Origin of the sequence: Niastella vici, from assembly GCF_002077945.1 — a bacterium.
GTDB classification, from domain to species: Bacteria; Bacteroidota; Bacteroidia; order Chitinophagales; family Chitinophagaceae; genus Niastella; species Niastella vici.
Genome location: NZ_LVYD01000061.1, coordinates 1 through 18,685, shown reverse-complemented (window position 1 = coordinate 18,685; position 18,685 = coordinate 1). Strand labels below are relative to the sequence as shown.

General features: G+C 39.6%; 11 protein-coding genes. All 11 read left to right on the top strand.

Annotation, left to right across the window (positions count from 1 at the left end; genetic code table 11):
• The first annotated feature begins 1 nt into the window (after position 1).
• The 11 genes from A3860_RS28145 (at position 2) to A3860_RS28095 (ending at position 18,646) form a co-directional block, all read left to right on the top strand.
• On the top strand, positions 2–1,876 hold the full coding sequence (locus A3860_RS28145; protein ID WP_081152898.1) for an O-antigen ligase family protein: 1,875 nt from the start codon (positions 2–4) through the stop codon (positions 1,874–1,876).
• 446 nt (positions 1,877–2,322) lie between these two features.
• Entirely contained in the window at positions 2,323–3,510 is a 1,188-nt protein-coding gene (locus A3860_RS28135; RefSeq protein WP_143774297.1) for a 6-bladed beta-propeller, read from the top strand.
• A 9-nt stretch (positions 3,511–3,519) separates the two neighbouring features.
• Positions 3,520–4,089 carry a hypothetical protein gene (locus tag A3860_RS28130; RefSeq protein WP_081152890.1) on the top strand — a complete coding sequence of 190 codons (570 nt, stop codon included), beginning with the start codon at positions 3,520–3,522 and terminating at the stop codon, positions 4,087–4,089.
• Entirely contained in the window at positions 4,086–5,333 is a 1,248-nt protein-coding gene (locus A3860_RS28125) for a 6-bladed beta-propeller (protein ID WP_081152887.1), read from the top strand. The genes A3860_RS28130 and A3860_RS28125 overlap by 4 nt, the downstream gene beginning before the upstream one ends.
• Positions 5,334–5,397: 64 nt before the next feature.
• Positions 5,398–8,322, top strand: coding sequence for an outer membrane beta-barrel protein (locus A3860_RS28120; protein ID WP_081152884.1), 2,925 nt, complete (start codon positions 5,398–5,400; stop codon positions 8,320–8,322).
• Positions 8,323–8,371: 49 nt separating this feature from the next.
• Positions 8,372–9,625: a 6-bladed beta-propeller gene (locus A3860_RS28115; protein WP_158085386.1), complete on the top strand. Its 1,254-nt coding sequence runs from the start codon at positions 8,372–8,374 to the stop codon at positions 9,623–9,625.
• 60 nt (positions 9,626–9,685) lie between these two features.
• Positions 9,686–11,044 carry a 6-bladed beta-propeller gene (locus tag A3860_RS28110; protein ID WP_081152880.1) on the top strand — a complete coding sequence of 453 codons (1,359 nt, stop codon included), beginning with the start codon at positions 9,686–9,688 and terminating at the stop codon, positions 11,042–11,044.
• 30 nt (positions 11,045–11,074) lie between these two features.
• Positions 11,075–14,191, top strand: a complete 3,117-nt coding sequence (locus A3860_RS28105) for an alpha/beta hydrolase (protein WP_081152877.1) — start codon at positions 11,075–11,077, stop codon at positions 14,189–14,191.
• A 111-nt stretch (positions 14,192–14,302) separates the two neighbouring features.
• Positions 14,303–14,917, top strand: a complete 615-nt coding sequence (locus tag A3860_RS41725; protein ID WP_216823518.1) for an alpha-glucosidase domain-containing protein — start codon at positions 14,303–14,305, stop codon at positions 14,915–14,917.
• Positions 14,874–16,703 carry a glycoside hydrolase family 31 protein gene (locus A3860_RS28100; RefSeq protein ID WP_216823517.1) on the top strand — a complete coding sequence of 610 codons (1,830 nt, stop codon included), beginning with the start codon at positions 14,874–14,876 and terminating at the stop codon, positions 16,701–16,703. The genes A3860_RS41725 and A3860_RS28100 overlap by 44 nt, the downstream gene beginning before the upstream one ends.
• A 14-nt stretch (positions 16,704–16,717) precedes the next feature.
• The gene (locus A3860_RS28095) at positions 16,718–18,646 is read left to right on the top strand and encodes a glycoside hydrolase family 97 protein (RefSeq protein ID WP_081152875.1); all 1,929 of its coding nucleotides are present in this window, start codon (positions 16,718–16,720) and stop codon (positions 18,644–18,646) included.
• Positions 18,647–18,685: the final 39 nt, after the last annotated feature.

Genomic DNA, 18,685 nt, shown 5'->3' with positions numbered 1-18,685 from the left:
TGTGAAAAATACGAATGCATATTCTGCAATGGCAGCTTGCCTGCTTACGGTGTCATTCATTGCGGCCTGCTTATTTTTTATTTTTTACTACCGCTTTTCATTTAACTACGAAACTGAGATCAGGCACCAATATAACCTTGTATTTTTTATGCCCATAACTGCGGTCATTTATTTGCTGCAAACAGGCTGGAAAAAAACCTTTTCAATAAAGCAGATCGCAGCGCTGCTAATTATAATTGTTGTTTGCATTCTCCTTTTAAGCAGCACTTATTTCAGCTTTGGAAATGAGCATTTTTTTATTTGCTGTTCGGTGTATTTATTATGCAGTCCCTTTCTTTTTTTCAGGAAAACAATATCGTTTCACATCATACTGTTGTTTCTTCTGCTTGTGTTTCTATATGAGTTAGGAGCGGGCTTCAACCAACTGTTTCAGGCTGATGATGCTGACAATGGTGACAGGAGCTTGCTGTTAACAGGGAGCCTGCAAAATTCAGGAATTTATGGATGTTATCTTGTTACCCAATTACCCTTTGCATTTTATGTTTTTCTGCAGTGGAAACCTTTGAATAATAAAGAAATTAGCGCTTTGCCTGTCGGCTTAAGAGTAACCGCATTCTTGTTGATTTTTGCTACCTCCTTGTTCATGATCTATAAAACACAGAGCCGTACAGCTTACATAGCCTCCTTTGTCACTACAGCGGCATGGGTTTTATTTAATTATGGTGCATTCATAAAGCAGAGGATCTTGGTACTTCACAAAGCATGGCTGACTGCTTTATTTTTTGTGGTGCTCAGCTTCATCGGCTTTGCCGGATATTTTTTGTTTGGCATGAAAAAGATGTCTGCTGTGGGCCGCATGATGAAGTTGCAAATTACATTGAATCATATTACTGATCATTTTTGGCTGGGAACAGGGCTGGGGCGTTTTACCTGGTACTATCCTCAATGGCAGGCTCAATACTTTAAAGATCATAGCCAGGTTCCAACAGATTATTTTCTCAGTGCAGGAGAAAGCTACATTATCTTCAATGAATATGTGCAGTTGTTAAAAGAAGTGGGGCTCATCGGCTTCATTGTTTTTGCGGCTTTGCTTTTGTATTTTTTTACTTCAAAATCAGCAGAAAATAGAAAGCTGATGTTTACTGCTAAGTTAACAACGACTGCTGTACTGGCATGTGGCTTTACTTCATATCCCTTTCATGTAAATGTATTTTTGCTGCTTTTGGTTTTTTGTTTTGTGCTTGTCTTTTCTTTAAGAGAAAATCCCTTCATTTTAAAATCCTCATTTTTTATACACAACCGCCGTCTTGCTGCGGCAGTCACCGGCTGTGTGTTTTTGCTGACAGTACTTGCAGGTTATCAAGGTATGAAGGCTTATACTGCTATTGGTAAATGGAATGATATACAAAATAACTACGTGTTGCCTGCTGAGGCAAAACCTCAGCTTTCTCCTGTTTATAATGTTTTAAATTCGGATGGAAAGTTCCTAACCGAATATGGCGAATGGCTGGCACAGAACAACGGGAATGGCGAAAATACCATTGCCGTTCTTGAGGAAGCAAAAAAGTTTTTTATAACAAAGCAAACGGTGGAAGCCACGGCGCAGGCTTACGCTGCGATGCGAAACTATCCTCGAGCCATTGAGAACATGGAATGGTTAAGCAATTACCTGCCAAACAGGTTTACCCCAATGCATGAGTTGCTGAAGCTGTACCAACTGCACAACGATAAGGACAACCTACAAAAAGCAGCTTTAAAGATTTTAAATATGCCCGTAAAATTTCCTTCTGCCGAAGTGGATCAGATAAAGAACGAAGCCAGGTTGTCAATCAATATTTACAGAAGTTATGAAAATAGTTACAGAAGAGTTCACTGAAATTATAGTGCAGTGCATGCAGGTAAATTTGAACCCGTTAAACATTTTTTATTAAACCAAAAACCTAGGTTATGGTAAAGAGAAAATCGAAATTTGCTATTTTGTTTGCATTTGCCCTTATTGGATTCGTAGGATTGTCGTCATTTGTTGATGAAGGAGAGTCAAGTGCTCCTTCTGCTTGTTTAGAAGTTTCGGGAACGGTACAGAACGATAAGATCAGTATCGACGATTTGAGATGCTATAAAACAAAGACCGGGCAAGATGAGTACATGGGGATGACAACGAAATGTCTCTCCAGTTTTGGTAACACCTGTAATCAGGTAACCTGTTCCAAAACCGGTTGTTACACAACAAATTGAGCGTAAAATTGTCGACTACAGGATTGTTACAATAACTAACCAGGTTACTATTGTAACAATCCATTTTAAATTTTGAAAATTGATAACGTGAAAAACGTAGTTAGAAATGTAGTCCAGGTGCAATGTGGTCTTTATGTGATACTTGTTTTGATTTCCAGTTGCACATCTGGTGCCAAAAGGGTAATGCCTGAAATTAATATTGAGAACGGCAAAGCAGAATTAAAACAAATGAATCTCTCGGCGATTGCCGACAGTATATCTTATGTAAAGTTATCAACGCCTGACAGCGTTTATTTATCTGATAATTTAAACATTAAACTGTATGAAACGCATATATTAATTTTCGATAAAAGTACAAAAGGCGTCTTTTTATTTGATAGGGCAGGTAACTATATCCGAAGTATATCTTCTATTGGTGAGAAGGATATAGAGTATTTGGAAGCTGTTGACTGTGTGGCCGACGAAAAAAATAAGGTGATCTATATCTTGGATATCGGACAGCAAAAAGTAGCCACTTTTTCATTTAGCGGAAATTTTATTGGTTCTTTTAAGATACCTGGCTTCCCGCTGTCTATTATTTTTAAGAATGACAGTTTCTTTTTTATTACTCCGTCTTGTGGCAAATCTCATCAAAAACGCTGGCCTGATATTTATAAGACGGATTTGAACGGAAAGGTGGTAAGAGAATTTATGCATAACGAGGAATATGTGCAAAACAGGCTGGCGAATTATTCAACATACGTTTACAAAGACACTTTGACTTTTTGGCAACAGTCATCCGACACTATTTTCTATATTGATGCTGATTTAAAAATGGTACCTAAATATATAATTAAGGATAAGGACCTAATGCCCAAAAGCAAACTATTTTCAACTAAGGTGCGAAACTTCTTAGGTCAGCATTTTGTGATAGATAAAATAATTGAAACGGAGCACTTTTGCTATTTTGAAGGGATTTACAAGCTTCATGACGCTGTAATCATACATAATAAGCTGACTGGCGAAAACTTTAATTTGCTTTATAATTTGGACATTTGGGATCATGGATTTTTAAACGATCTGGATGGCGGACCGCCCTTTCGCCCACAGTTTCAATCAAATGAAAAGGTTTTATACAGCTACCTCAAACCCAGGGATTTTCTAAATGTTTATGAACATCCCTATACACAAAATATTAAAGCATTGCATAAGGATTGGCGCCATAAATTGGGTGTACTTGCTAAAAAAATAGATTTGAAGGATAATGGGATTATACAAATTGTTTATTTAAAATAGAGATCTGAAATGCATTACAAGATTTATCACTTTACAATTATTTCCTTTCTAACGCTGCTACTGATCGCTTGTAAAGAAAATAGAACTGGGCAAACTGTCGCTTCGGAAAACAACTTAATTCTAAAGACCAGAAATATCCAATATGAAAATTATCTCGAATCGAACTTATTATTTAATCTGGATGGCAATTTTAAATACGATTTAAATAAAATTAAACCCATCAGGGATAAATATGCACTGCTGTTTATTAGTGCCGGCAGCGATTGTTCTACCTGTATTAACCAGGAGATCACCTATCTTTTAAGAAGTTTCAGGGATCGAACAAAATCTGTTTGGATCGTCTCAGACTCTGCCGGCCTGCAAAATCTGGAATATGAATGGAAGAGGGCATTGCCGCTGTTTAGTGTTTTAAAAGTATCCAAAAATGAAATAATAAATAGTATGGGATATTCGGGAAGCCCTCTATATGTGTTAATTGAAAAAAACACAGGGGTTGCTTTTAAATATTTTATTAATCCCAATTATGCGGTGCTAAATCAAAAAGTAGTTGATCGTATCAAACATCGTTTTTTTTTATGAAAGTAATTAGTTCGCAAATTTGTGGTTGCATTATTTGCATCATTCTTTTTTTTGAAACGAACGCGCAGGTGATTGAAAAGCTTCGTATTAATCCTGCAATCTCTTACGGAGGAAATGCATCGGAATATATTAAAACTATAGAATATATTCCTTTGGAAACCACAAAAGAGAGTTTGTTTGGAGCGGTAAGTGAAATGCTTATTACTGACAGTAGTTTTATTATTTCAGATCTGGATACAAAGGCGCTTCTTTTTTTTACCAGGAGCGGCAGGTTTCTTCAAAAAATTAAAGGTAAAATAGTATACCCATCTGCATGGCTTGACAAAAAAAGCAATACAATACTTGTATGCAATACTTTCCCATTGACCGATCCCCATAGCATCCCTTGTATAAGGTATTCTCTTTCTGGTAAAAAACTGCAATCATTATCTCTTACCCGAAATGAACTGGATTTAATTAGAGGGATCGATTTGGGAAATGAATATACTGTAACCCGCACAAACTATGATTTGCCGGTTGACGGCAAAATAAAGGACACAACGCTTTTTTTGATAAGTACGTATAAAGGCGGTTCGCTGTATAAACGTATATTCCCTTTTAATACATTAGAACATCAGCTGTTTTTTAAACAAAATCGCTCCCTGAACATTGGGAGTATGTCTGAAAATGGTAGCGTTTATGTTGTAACGCCTTTTGATCATTTCTTGTATAAAGTAAGCAAAGATAAAGTCACGCCAATGTATCAATTTGTGTTTCCGGCAAATAGGACCTTGCCACGTGGGATAATTGAATCCAAAGACAGTCGTGTAATTGATAGTGTGCAAAAAATATTAGCGCACGATCAAAATATTATTGTTAACGTGAAGAATATAATTTTCAACGGGAAAAAGATGTATTTTAATGCAGGTGTAAGTGTATATCCGTATAGTGATTTAGGTTCTGGTGGTTCGAATCAGTTCAATTTCATTTATGATTTAAATTCAGGTAAATTGACGTCTTTTGAGCGCTTTACACCAGATTCAACCACCTGTTATTTGCCTTTTACCAGCCTTCGGTCAAGATATTGGGGGATGGATTACTTTGATGGTTTTTTTTACACCAACATATCCTCGTTAAATATATTTGCTGCTAAAGGGGCTACCAAAAGTAAGAACCCTAATTACCCTCCGGTATTACAGGAATATTTTAATACGCAAAACAGCAGAAGCAATCCGGTAATTGTAAAAATGAAACTGAAAGAGTAAGGATCACATCTGATATGCAGATCAATTGTCTGTGTGCGGCAAAGGGTAAGAAATTAACTGCGTTATGAAAAAACTTCATTTTTATATACCTGCTGGCTGCAAAGTAGGATGCCATGTGAAAAATAGCAGGCTCTCTATCTTTATTTTCTGTCTTTTGTTCTGTTCCGGTCAACTATACGCCCAACAGACAGATTCTTTAAAGACAGGTCACGTTACAGGTAAGGTAAAGGACTCGGTGTACAATTTTATGCTGATCAGCGCCACTGTTGCGGTGTATAGGGATGCGGATTCCTCCCTGATGCAATTTACCCTGCCTAATAGTTTTGGGGAATTTACCGTAAAGCCACTGCCCTTGAATGTGCCCTTACACCTGGTTATTACCCATGTTGGTTACAAGCCGCTGTTCAAAAGGTTCCTTCTTACTAAAAGTGAAAGCATTCTTGATTTTGGCCTGCTCTATATGTACCAAAATACAGATAAGAACGGCAACCTGCTCGAAGAAGTGGTGGTAAAAGCAAAGGTCCCGATGCGCATGAACGGCGATACGCTGGAGTTCAATGCCGATGCTTTTAGGTTAGATAGCAATGCCACCGCTGAGGATCTGATGCGCCGTCTGCCAGGCTTTACGATTTGGGGGGATGGCGACATTACGTTCAACGGTAAAAAAATCAATGCCGTATTGGTAGAGGGAAAACCTTTTATGGGTACTTCAGACGTAACCATAGCAACACAAAACCTGCCCAAAGGTGCTTTGGATAAAATACAGGTATACCAGCAACGCGATGAAAAAAACCCTTTGGATTCTACCTTGTACGCAAATATAAAGTTGAAAGAAGACAAGAAGACGGGTTATTTTGGCAAGGTATCGGCGGGATATGGACTATCAAACCTATCGCCAGGCAGGGATAAACGCTACGTTGCTGACGGCATGCTCAGTGGCTTTAACAGGAAGATGCAAATTACTACCGTAGCCGCCGGCAATAATGTGAACAAATTAGCCAGTGATGTGGATGCCCTGCTGCGCAACAGCTCCTTTAAAGGGGAGGGTGCCAGCCTGGAATACCAGAGCAATTTTAACATGCGCGGTGTGAACAGGCCTGTTATGGGCGGCGTACGCCTGCAATCTGATTTTATAGCTGAGGGGCAATTCCGGGGAATCAGCCGTTTAAATGCGGATTATTTCATCAATCACAACGCTACCGATGTAATAGATACCAGCCTGGAAAGATCATTGATAACGCCGGATACTGTTTTATCGCGGCAATCAAACAGTTCGTCTTATAACCAGAGCGACGATCAGCGTGCAGGCGTTCAGTATGAACGCGCTGCGGATAAATATTCACTTAATGTTTCAGCCTCCGGTACTATCAATGAAGACAGGAATAAAAACCAAAGCAGCAGCATACAGGAAAAAACAGGCATCGGGGTTGTTAATAAAAACAGTTCGGTGAGCGAAAGCCGCAATATCGCCAAAAATATGCAGGCCGGTTTTTCCTTTTCCAGGCGGGAACCTTCCTTCTACGGAAATAGTAATAAAAGGGTGCCCACTGAATTTACTGTCGGGTACACCATCACCATAGGTGACAATTCAGGAAAATCCCAAAGTCAGAATAATTATGAATTTACCAAAGAGCCGCAACGCAATCGCAATGTATCGCGTGTTTACGATCAGCGCAACGGTAACAGTGTTGAACATAAATTTAATGTAACTTATCCGCGTCTGAAAGAATTGATATTTGGCAGAAGAGGTGTTGGCGGTATTGATATGGAACTGTCTGCCAGTTACAGGTTATTCCAAAATGATAACAATGATGCGGTGCGGGACCTGGATACTACTACGCATGATTATGTTCCCAACACCGGCCTTACTTATAGCAGAACGGAAACAGTCAGGGATTTTGTTCCCAAATTCCGGTTGTCAAAAAGATTTTATAAAGGGCTTACCAACAGGTACAATAAATATTTCTCTGTAAATGTTAATGCTGCACAACAATATTACAATTATGCCAATAACAGTACGCAGGCTATTCAAAACCTTGGCTACAGTTATCAAAAATTTATACCTGATGCTTCAATAGAATACTTCAATCATCAGTACGGCCAGTATGAAGTAAAATACAGTCTCGATTATAAAACAAGAGCTAATTATCCTACTGTATGGCAAATGGCGCCGTTGGTGGATGCTGCAAACCCGCTATACGTACCCAAAGGGAACAGGGACCTGAAACCGGAATACCAGCAGGATGTAAATTTTAAATATAGTTTTACCACCCGCAAACCTAAGAACCCCTGGAATGTTGACGCGGGAATTACCCTGGGAAAAATTACCGGCAATATTGTTGATAGCAGCTTGTATGATAATAGTGGGGGCAGAACGGTGTATATGATAAATATTGATGGAAACAAATACCTGAATGGCAATGTGAACATCCGCAAGGCGCTGGCCATAAATAAGGCCAATACTTTTGAATTTGGCATCCGTTATAATAATGGATTGTCGAACGACCCGCGATATATTGATGGTATCTTAAACACTTCTGTTAACAGAAGCCAGGGTGGGGGTTTTAATATAAACTACCGCAACAAAGACATTGTGCAGCTAAAGCTGGAACAGGGGCTGAATTATAATAATGCCGAGCAGCGTGGGTTCCGGAATAACCGGTTTAAAAGTAATAGCCGGTATACCCGGGCTATTGTTACGTTACAGTTTCCTAAAGACCTGGTTTGGAGTAGCAATATTACCTACAATCGCAGTGTAGCCGGTGGCGCAAATGCCATCAACTTCACTATCTGGAATGCCAGTCTTACCTATCGTTTTCTGAAAGAGAACCAGGCCGAAGTAAAGTTTTCTGCCCTCGATCTCCTTCGGCAAAACAAAGGCATTACAAATACCATTAAAGGCAATGTGCAGAATTTTGGCTATAGTAACGTGCTGCAACAGTATTTTATGCTTACGCTGGCGTATTATCCAAGAAAGTTTGGCAAATGACAAAAGTGTGCGGTGTATTCAATCCCATAGATCAAACATTATTAGGCTAATGAAAAAATACTTATTGTGTGTAATCGCTATGATTACGGCCAACATTTCTATAGCACAGGTAGTGCCAAGATTGCGCATAGATTCTGCGCAGTCTTATGGTGGTACGGTTTCAGAATATTTTTACAGTGTAGAATATATTCCCTTGGAAACTACAAAGGAAAGCCTGTTTGGTGATGTATTTCAATTATTGGTTACAGACAGTAGTATTATCGTGTATGACCTGGATACTAAATACGTATTGTTTTTTACCCTGTCAGGGAAATATATTACAAAGATTAAAGAAAATTGGCCTCCTGTTATATTTTACGATAAAAGTAAGCAGATACTAAAGGTTATTTCAACTGTTATTGGAACAAATGGACAACAGGCTAAAAAGTTGAATAGTGCCTATTATAGCTGTACTGGAAGAAAACTTAATGAGAAGCCACCAGTCAGTTTAATGAAGATTGACGAAAATGCCGCACTGTTTCCCATGCAAAACGATTTTTACCTTTCTGCCCGCAGCTGTTATTTTCCAAAGGGGAAACTGCCGGAAGATTCAGTAATATACTTAGCTAATATATATCACGACGATTCTTTGTACAGGTCTGTTTTTCCGTTCAATCAAAAGGATAATCCCTGTTTCTGCTCTGTTTTAGGTGGGCAGGCAGCTATTACGCCCGTACCAGATGATCCTGATGCATTTTACGCATCGCTGCCTTCAGAGTACGCAATCTATAAAGTAAGTACAGATACTATTATTAAATTGTATCAGCTTGTGCTTCCGGCGAACAGCAGCGTTCCTAAAAACTTATTGGCCTCAAATAACCAGGCATATCTTGATAGCTTCAGAACTGGCAGAGGGATTGCTCAAAGGGTTATTAAGGGAATAAAGAATGTTTATTTAAGTAACCAATTGCTGCTATTTAAGCTGGATCCTTTTGGCGTTCCATTATTTCATAATAGTTCCGAAAGCGAATATCAGTATAATTTTATTTATAATACAGGAAGCGGTCGCCTTGTCTCTTTAGAGCGAATAACATCAGACGCAAAAAATTATTTTTTACCATTGGCCGGTAGTTTTCAGTTTGCCTTATTTGGCCTGCAGTATGCCAACGGTAACTTTTACACATGCGTCTCTTCATTAGACATGTTTTCAGCCCGCGAAAATACAAGATCCAAAAACCCGCAATACCCTCCTGTTCTGCAGGAATATTTTAATACTCAAAATAGAAAAAGCAATCCGGTAATTGTAAAGATGAAGCTGAAGTAATATTCCAACTTACCGGTGCTAAACCAAAAAGTAATTGACCGTATTAAATATCGTTTTTTTATGAAAGGAAGTGGCTTGCAAATTGCCTCTGCACAAATGATACCCAAATTGCGCATTGGTCCTGCGCAGGCTTATGGAGGTTATATATCGGAATATAAATACCGATACCTCATGTTTATTATTTTTAAAAGATATTTGATTGTAGCCTTTCTATTCTTGCTGTTGTGTCCGGCTATTTTGTTTTCTCAAGACATTTATAAGCTCAGAATAGATCCTTCTCAGGCATATGGAGGAAACATCTCAGAATATTTTGACCAGGTGGAATATATACCGCTGGAAACAAAAAAAGAAAGCCTTTTTGGGAATATTGATCAGCTGATAGTTACCGACGAAAGCTATATTGTATATGATTGGGACACAAGAAGCGTTTTATTTTTTAGACCTGATGGACGATTTTTAGAAAGAATTAAAAAGCCCTTGAACAACCAATTGAGCATATCTTATGATTCATACAGGAAAATTATAATACTGTCAATTTATAATTTATCAACACAGAAGACCACTATTGAATTATATGATCCGGTTGGAGTTCTGGTTAAGGATCAGGCAGAATCTCTTAAATTGAGTGGAGAGTCTGAACTAACTGCCTTTGGCAACAATTATTTTCTATCTCAGGGTAATTGCTATTTAGCACCCGGGCGGCCCGCTAAGGATTCCGTTTGCTATTTGGTAAACATATACGAAGGCGACAGGCTGTACAGGTCCTTCCTGCCTTATAATCAAACTAAAAATCCAGGCGTTTGCTCCATACAGGGATACACCCGAAAGATAAAGATAGTTGGAGAAGGATACTTTTACATTGCAACACCATTGGATCATATTGTTTATAAAATCAGTAAAGATTCTGCTGAAAAAATGTTTCAGTTTGTTTTTCCCTCTAAAAGAACATTGGGAAAAGAGGTTTATACTTCCAGGGACCGCCGCTATATAGATAGTGTTAGAAGGACAATCGATAACGATCAAAACATCATAATGGATGTCAGTAATATTTTTTACAACAGGAAATATTTGTTTTTCAAAATAAACACAAGAGTCTATGCTTCTTATCTGGGTTCGGATATAAATAACCAATACAATTTTCTATTTGATACAACGTCCGGGAAACTGGTTTCCATAGAAAGAATGCTGCCAGATAAGCGCTGTTTTTATTTACCAATAGCAGACAACGGTCTTAAAATTTCAGGATTAAATTATTACAAGCAGAATTTTTACACAGCCTTGTCTTCTTTAACAATGTTTACGGAAATGGAGAAAACTAAAGACAAAAATCCTCAATACCCTTCTGTGTTACAGGAGTACTTCAAATCTCAACACCGCAAGAGCAATCCGGTAATTGTAAAAATGAAACTGAAGGGCTAAGGTCCACTTCCCAATATAAAAAATAAACTGATGAAATATACATTTCGTATTCCGGCGCAACGGAGTATTATTCTGTTTCTTTGGTTGAAACTTTCTGTTTCCTGCTATGCTCAACCTGAAAACAAGATTGCGACCGCTGACAAGCCGGTTCAGCAGCTGTTGAATTGGAGACTAATTGGGCCGCTTAAAGATACGTTGAAGAATATCAGCGATCTTACTACTCCAGGGCTTAATGCGCTGGAAAGCCGACAGGGAATTATTGATACCATTTATCACCTGGAAAATGAACAAATCGATCTTTCGGCCTTGTTCAAAACCACTGAAAACGCAATAGGGTACGCAATATGCAAAGTGTTTTCAGACAGTGTTCAGGAAATGCAATTTATTATCAATGTAGATGATGCCTTGCGATTGTGGGTTAATAACAGCCAGGTATTATCAGTGCCGCGTTATACACGGAACGGTGGTGTTGTACGAAGGGCTTATTTAAAAAAAGGCATGAATACGCTGATAGCCGAAATAAAAAATGGAGGTGGCATTTGGCTATTCGACATTGATATAGCTACAAATAATGTCCGGGATCTATCATCAGCTTTTTTATCCTTACCTGTACCCGAAAACAGCATTAAAGAAGTGCAGCAATCCAAGGTGCAGCTGCAAAATTGGAGAATAACCGGTCCCTTTAATTCTACGTTAGCAGATATCGATATGAACCAACTTGGTTATTTGAGATTTATTCCCTGGAATACCAGACAAAATATTATAGACACATTGTATCGGCAGGAAAAAGAGGGGGGTGATCTTAATGGTCTCTTAGGCGCAGATAGGAAGGGGGTAGCATATGCTATCTGTGATGTAGTATCAGATGAAAATCAGGATTTAGCCTTTTTGGTTAATGTGAATGTGAATGATGAAATGCGATTGTGGATAAATGATAGCCTGGTATTGTCCGAAAGATCATACACGCGCGGTGCAACTCTTTTAAGAAAAATACACTTGAAAAAAGGGGTGAGCCGCCTTATAAGTGAAATTAAGAATGTGGGCGGAGCGTGGGGGTTTATTATAACCACATCTGGCTACGAGTATGTTAGAAATAATGCCTTGCTGCCCGGTTTTTATTCAGGTGCCCAAAAATTTATTATACCTGAAGGCGATAGCTTATCCCTCGGAGTGGCCGACCCTGATTTTGTACCTGTAAATAATATCTCAACAATAAAAATTTTTGATGCCCGCAACAGAAATTGTTATACTGGCCAGATCGACCTGAAGAAATACAGCAAATTTGCTTTGCCCCATCTGGCTACCGGCGCATACAGGTTTGAATTATATACCGACCGCGACACGTTGAATGAATATTTTTGTTACGGGGCGCTTGATAAAATTTACAGTAAGGAAGAACTTGCTCAAAACTATGAACATAACAAGACGGTTTATGATGCTTTATTGCCTTATATGAAAAGGCTCGACCGTTTACTTGACGATTATAAAAAAGCACCTAATATTCCCGTAAGTAAAAAAATTGTATACTGTATTTACAAAGTAAAAGAAATTGACAGCGCTTACCAATATAAACGACTTGCCGATTTAAATAGCACAGGATTGAGTATAAGGATGTTTACTTCTGCAATAGAGCGAGGCGAAGACTATTATCTGTTGTATGTGCCTGAGAATCTAAAAAAACAGCATACCCCCATTCCCCTGGTGGTTATTGTTCCGTATGTAACCAATAATCTTCCATTTTATACAGGCGGTGTAATAGCTAATACGGAACGGATAACTTATATCTCCAAATTTGCAGAAAGATGCGGAATGGCGGTATTGTGGCCCAGTTCACGGATCTTTAGATGGTATAATCAAACTCCGATAGTTACAAGATCTATTACAGAAAGTATAGAAGATGCATGCAGGCATTATACTATTGATAAAAAACATATCTTTTTGTATGGTGATTGTTCCGGTGGTTTGTTTGCGTTTCAAGCTGCTATTAGAAGGCCCGACCTGTTTGCAGCAATTGCTGTTGACGGTCCTGAGCTTAGTACTGTAAGTTCAGACGAGTCAGCTATTTCCGGATCACTTACTAATGATCTTTTTGATCTAACTGAAAATCTCTACGGAAAACACATTCTTATTCTGCATTCTGCCAACGATCAAAAGATACCTGTTGATCATTCGTTTAGATTGATGGATTCGATTAAAAATACAGGCGGCTCTGTTTATTATGATGACCTGAACAATGTATTAAAAACAAGGAATAACAGGCTATATTCCGAGGCAGAAGCCATGAATAAGATATTTTCATTTTTTAATACACAAAAATATTCCAGTCCCGGGCCTGTAAAAAAAATTGCCACCTTTGGATTTTATAATGATACGGTTTATGGCGTTTTTGTAAAAGAGAAGACGGGTCCCGGCAAATCTATAATCTCATACCAGATAAATAAAAGCCGATTAGAGCTGACTACCAAAAATGTACGCAAACTGATCATTGATACAAGAAAAATGGATTTTGAAGATTTAAAGAATATCATAATACATTTTAACGGAAAAAGGTTAGCTAAAGGAATTGATTATAAAATTGCGGGGCCTATTATTGAGATAACCAATGCTGCCAACGAAAAAGGCAATTATTTTACGAAAGAAGTAGGTGGCCCTGTGAATAAGGTTTTTTTAAACACTTTTGCAATAGTGCGGCCGGCAGCCTTCAATGAAAGAATAAAAAGATCTATTGCAGCCATAGATTCTTTATGGCTGGGTGAATACAGGAACTATGTGCTGGTCATTGATGAGAACCAGGTGGATAGTGCAAAACGGAAAGGCGTCAATCTGATATATATTGTAAATGATCTACGCCAGGTGCCGGAGCCGGTGTTAAAAACCGGAGGAATACAATTGAAGAACGATAGTTTAAAATATAAGGGGGAAATCCTGGAGGACCTTCGTAAAACTGAATTTTCTTTTGCTTTCTATTTCAGGGATAAAAACAATACTGATAATATGTATTTAGGGTTAAATACAACATACATGCCATTGGAAATGTTGAAGTCCCTGTTCATTAGAGAAGGGTGGTACGATTTTGAGCTGTGGCAGGGTGAATATCCGGTTATTCAAAATAATTATGAAGGCAACAGCCTGATTATGCGGCGCTGATCAGGTAAAAAAGTCGGATTAAGCCAAAAAAAAGTCTTTTTTGTGCAATGGTAACCGCAGTCTTTTGGATTAGGTTTGACGTTTTGAATAATTTAATTAAGCAGAATTACGATGTTTGTCATGATCAAATGGAGCACATTTTTGTTGCTGTTAACTGCTTTGTGCATTAGTAATAGTAGTAATGCACAATCCTGTCAAAAAACAGATCTTGGAATTAAAGCAATAGTCAATTCCACCGCCATCGAGATCCAATATTATACTCCTTCAACTGTAAGAGTACTGAAATCTCCTGAGGGGCGCCCTTTCACTAAAGAAAGCCTTTCCGTTATTAAGAAGCCGCAAAAAACACCATTCAATGTTAAGCAGCAGGGTGATTTAGTGAATGTAAGAACGGCAGCTCTTAATGTTGTGCTTAACCTGAAAACCGGTGACATATTTTATTCAACAGCAAATGGTGAATTGCTGCTGAAAGAAAAACGGGAAGGCGCACAATTCACACCATTCAATGATGCCGGCAATAATACGTTAACCGTTCAGCAATCATTTGTGTTGGACAACGATGAACCCATTTATGGCCTTGGCCAGCAGCAACAGGGCAAAATGAGTCAGCGTAATGTAACCCTCCACATGGTGCAGGGAAACCTGGATGATTACGTTCCTTTCTTTCAATCGGTAAAAGGCTATGGTGTTTTTTTGGGACAATTATTCCCCCACGGTGTTTACTGATAATGGCGAAGGCACCTCTTTTAGATCAGATGTAGGAGAGGGGGTTGATTATTATTTCATGTACGGCGGCAATGCCGATGGGGTGATCGCCCGCATGCGTGAATTGACGGGGCAGGCGCCCATGTTCCCATTATGGACTTACGGCTATTGGCAAAGTAAAGAAAGATATAAAAGCCAGGATGAATTAGTGGATGTAGTAAAGCAATACCGCAAGTTGGGTGTGCCGCTTGATGGTATTATCCAGGACTGGCAATATTGGGGAAGCAATTATTTGTGGAATGCAATGGACTTTTTAAATCCTGAGTTTCCCAACCCGCAAAAGATGGTGAGCGATGTGCACAAGATGAATGTGCACATGATCATTTCTATCTGGAGTTCGTTTGGCCCGCATACAAAACAGTACAAAGAGCTGGATAAAATAGGGGCGTTGATGGATTTTAAAACATGGCCGGAATCAGGGTCCGAAAAATGGCCTGTAAGACGTGATTATCCTTCAGGTGTTCGGGTATATGATCCCTACAATCCTGCTGCCCGGGATATTTACTGGAAATATTTGGAGCAAATGTATAAACTTGGGTTGGATGGCTGGTGGATGGATTCATCGGAACCGGATCATCTTGATCCTAAACAGTCAGACTTTGATAATAAAACCTGGTTGGGATCATTCAGGAAAGTTCGCAATGCATTTCCTTTGATGACGGTAGGCGGCGTATCAACGCATCAACGGGCCGTTGATTCGGGCAAAAGAGTGTTTATACTCACCCGTTCAGCATTTGCCGGTCAGCAGCGGTATGGAGCCAATACCTGGTCGGGTGATGTAACTTCATCCTGGAACGCATTGAAGAACCAGGTTTCTGCAGGCCTGAATTTTTCACTTACCGGCATACCTTACTGGAATGCCGATATCGGCGGATTCTTTCTTTCCCGGTTTAAAAGAAAATTAGAAGACCCCGAGTATCGCGAATTATATGTTCGCTGGTTGCAGTTCGGCGCTTTCACCCCCATGATGCGTTCGCATGGGGCAGATGCGCCAAGGGAAATTTATCAATTTGGTGAAAAAGGAAGCAGATATTACGACGCTATTGAAAAATACATCAACCTGCGCTATCATTTATTGCCTTATATCTATTCTGCAGCATGGGATGTTACAGCCGGTCAATCGAGCATGATGCGGGCCCTGGTGATGGATTTTCCAAAAGACAAAAAAGCTTTGGATATTAACGATGAATACATGTTTGGCAAATCCCTGCTGGTAAGTCCTGTTACCAACGCCATGTATGTGAAGCCGGATGTTAACGAAAAAGAAAAAATACAGGTAGAAGACTTCAGCACCATCAGGTCAAAGGAAACGTATTTGCCGGCAGGAGCTGACTGGTATGATTTCTGGACAGCTGAAAAGTTTTCCGGAGGTAATAAAGTTAGCAGGCAAACGCCACTCGATATCATTCCGCTTTATGTGAAAGCAGGTGCTGTCATGCCTGTTGGGGCTTCTGTTCAATATGCACAGGAGAAAAAATGGGACAGCCTTGAAATAAGGGTTTATCCCGGCGCTGATGGAAAGTTTGTTTTATACGAAGACGAGAATGATAATTACAATTATGAGCGGGGAGTTTATTCAACAATAACTTTTACCTGGGATGATGCAAAGAAGACTTTATCAATCAGCGATAGAAATGGTTCGTTCCCCGGAATGCTTACAGAAAGAAAGTTCAATGTTGTGATGGTAACCAGCCAGGCAAACAAGGAAATCACTTATACAGGGAAAAAAGTAGTAGTAAAATTTTAAGAATTAAAAAAAGTATGAAGCGTCAGTTAGTTCTTGTAATGCTGTTTTCAGCTATCAGCAGTATCGCTTTTGGGCAAAAAGCAGCATTTCAATCTCCGAACCAAAAGATCGTTGTAGAACTTTTCAATAAGCAAAACAATGATATTGGCGAGTGGTACATCAAAGCATCTTACAATAACAATGGAAAAATTACAGAAGCTATTTCGGGTATTGATGTAGGCTTATCACGCAGCGACCAGGATTTTTCAAAGGAACTAAAATTTTTGAAAGCAGGTAAACCAGTTTTAATTAACGAAGAATACACGGCGCTGCACGGTAAAAGAGCTGTTTGCAAAAATGCTGCAAATGAGGTCATATTCGCTTTTGAGAATCCAACAAAAGCAAAACTGAATATAATCATCAGGGCTTACAATGACGGCATTGCGTTTCGCTATGAGTTTCCCGACAGGCAGGGAAGCTTTGTTGTAAAGGATGAACTGACTGCCTATTCAATTCCATCACAAACTACGCGGTGGCTCGAAAAATGGAATCCTGCCAACGAAGGCCTGTATACAGCAATGGATACTAACAAAATACTTTCGGGCGAATGGGGTTATCCTGCGCTTTTTAATACAGGTAATAAAGATTGCTGGTTCTTATTGCATGAAGCAGATGTGGACAGAAATTACTGTGGTACCAAATTGAGCAATGCCCTTGATGCTGGGAAATACAAACTCACCTTTCCGGATCCCAAAGATGGAAGAGGGCTTGGAGCATCCACACCTGCCATAACGCTTCCCTGGAAATCGCCCTGGCGGGTGATCATTATGGGAACATTGGCCGATATAGTCGCATCTACTTTGGTAAATGATGTTTCCGCTCCATCGGTTATAAAAAATAGCAGCTGGATCAAACCTGGAATAGCCTCCTGGAACTATTGGTCGGCCAATCATGGCACCAAAGACTATAAAACCGTTTGCGATTTTGCAGATCTCGCTGCCCAAATGAACTGGCCGTATACCCTGCTCGATTGGGAGTGGGATGCCATGGGCAATGGGGGTAAACTGGAAGATGCGGCAAAGTATATAGCATCAAAAGGCATAAAACCATTGATCTGGTACAATTCAGGCGGACCGCATACCTATGTTAGCGCCACTCCCCGTGACCGCATGCTTACCCATGAAAACCGGGTGGAAGAGTTCACCAAATTGAAAAAGCTGGGTTTTGCCGGTGTGAAGGTTGACTTTTTTGAAAGTGAGAAGCAGGATATGATCAAATATTATCTGGATATTTTAGAAGATGCCGCTCAGTTCGACATGATGGTTTACTTCCACGGTTGTATTGTGCCGCGAGGCTGGGAGAGGACCTATCCGAACCTCATGACACACGAAGCCGTGCGTGGCGCCGAGTGGTACAACAACACGCCTGATTTTACCATGCCTGCACCCGGGCACAATGCCACCCTTCCTTTTACCCGGAATGTAGTAGGCCCAATGGACTACACGCCTGTTACCTTTACCAATTCGCAATATCCACATGTTACTTCCTATGGCCATGAACTGGCATTGAGTGTACTCTTTGAATCGGGCATACAACACATGGCTGACCGGCCCGAGGGCTATTATGAGCTACCCGATGCAGCTAAAACATTTTTAAAGAATGTTCCCAATGCGTGGGATGATACCAGATTGTTGGATGGTTATCCCGGTAAGGAGGTGATCATGGCCCGCCGCAAAGGAAATGATTGGTATCTGGGCGGCATCAATGGAGAGCAAAGAGAAAAAACGAAAACAGTAAAATTCGATTTTTTACCTGATGGCGTAAAATATAAACTGACGTTGATAGCCGATGGAAAGCATGATAAAGCTTTTGCCACGCAATATCTGGTTGTAGATAAATCAAGCGCTTTGGACGTGAAGCTCCTTCGCAGGGGTGGCTTTGCAGCGTCGTTGATGCCAATTTAACAACCAAAAAAGGAAGGCGTCTCAAAAGTAAGAGGCGCC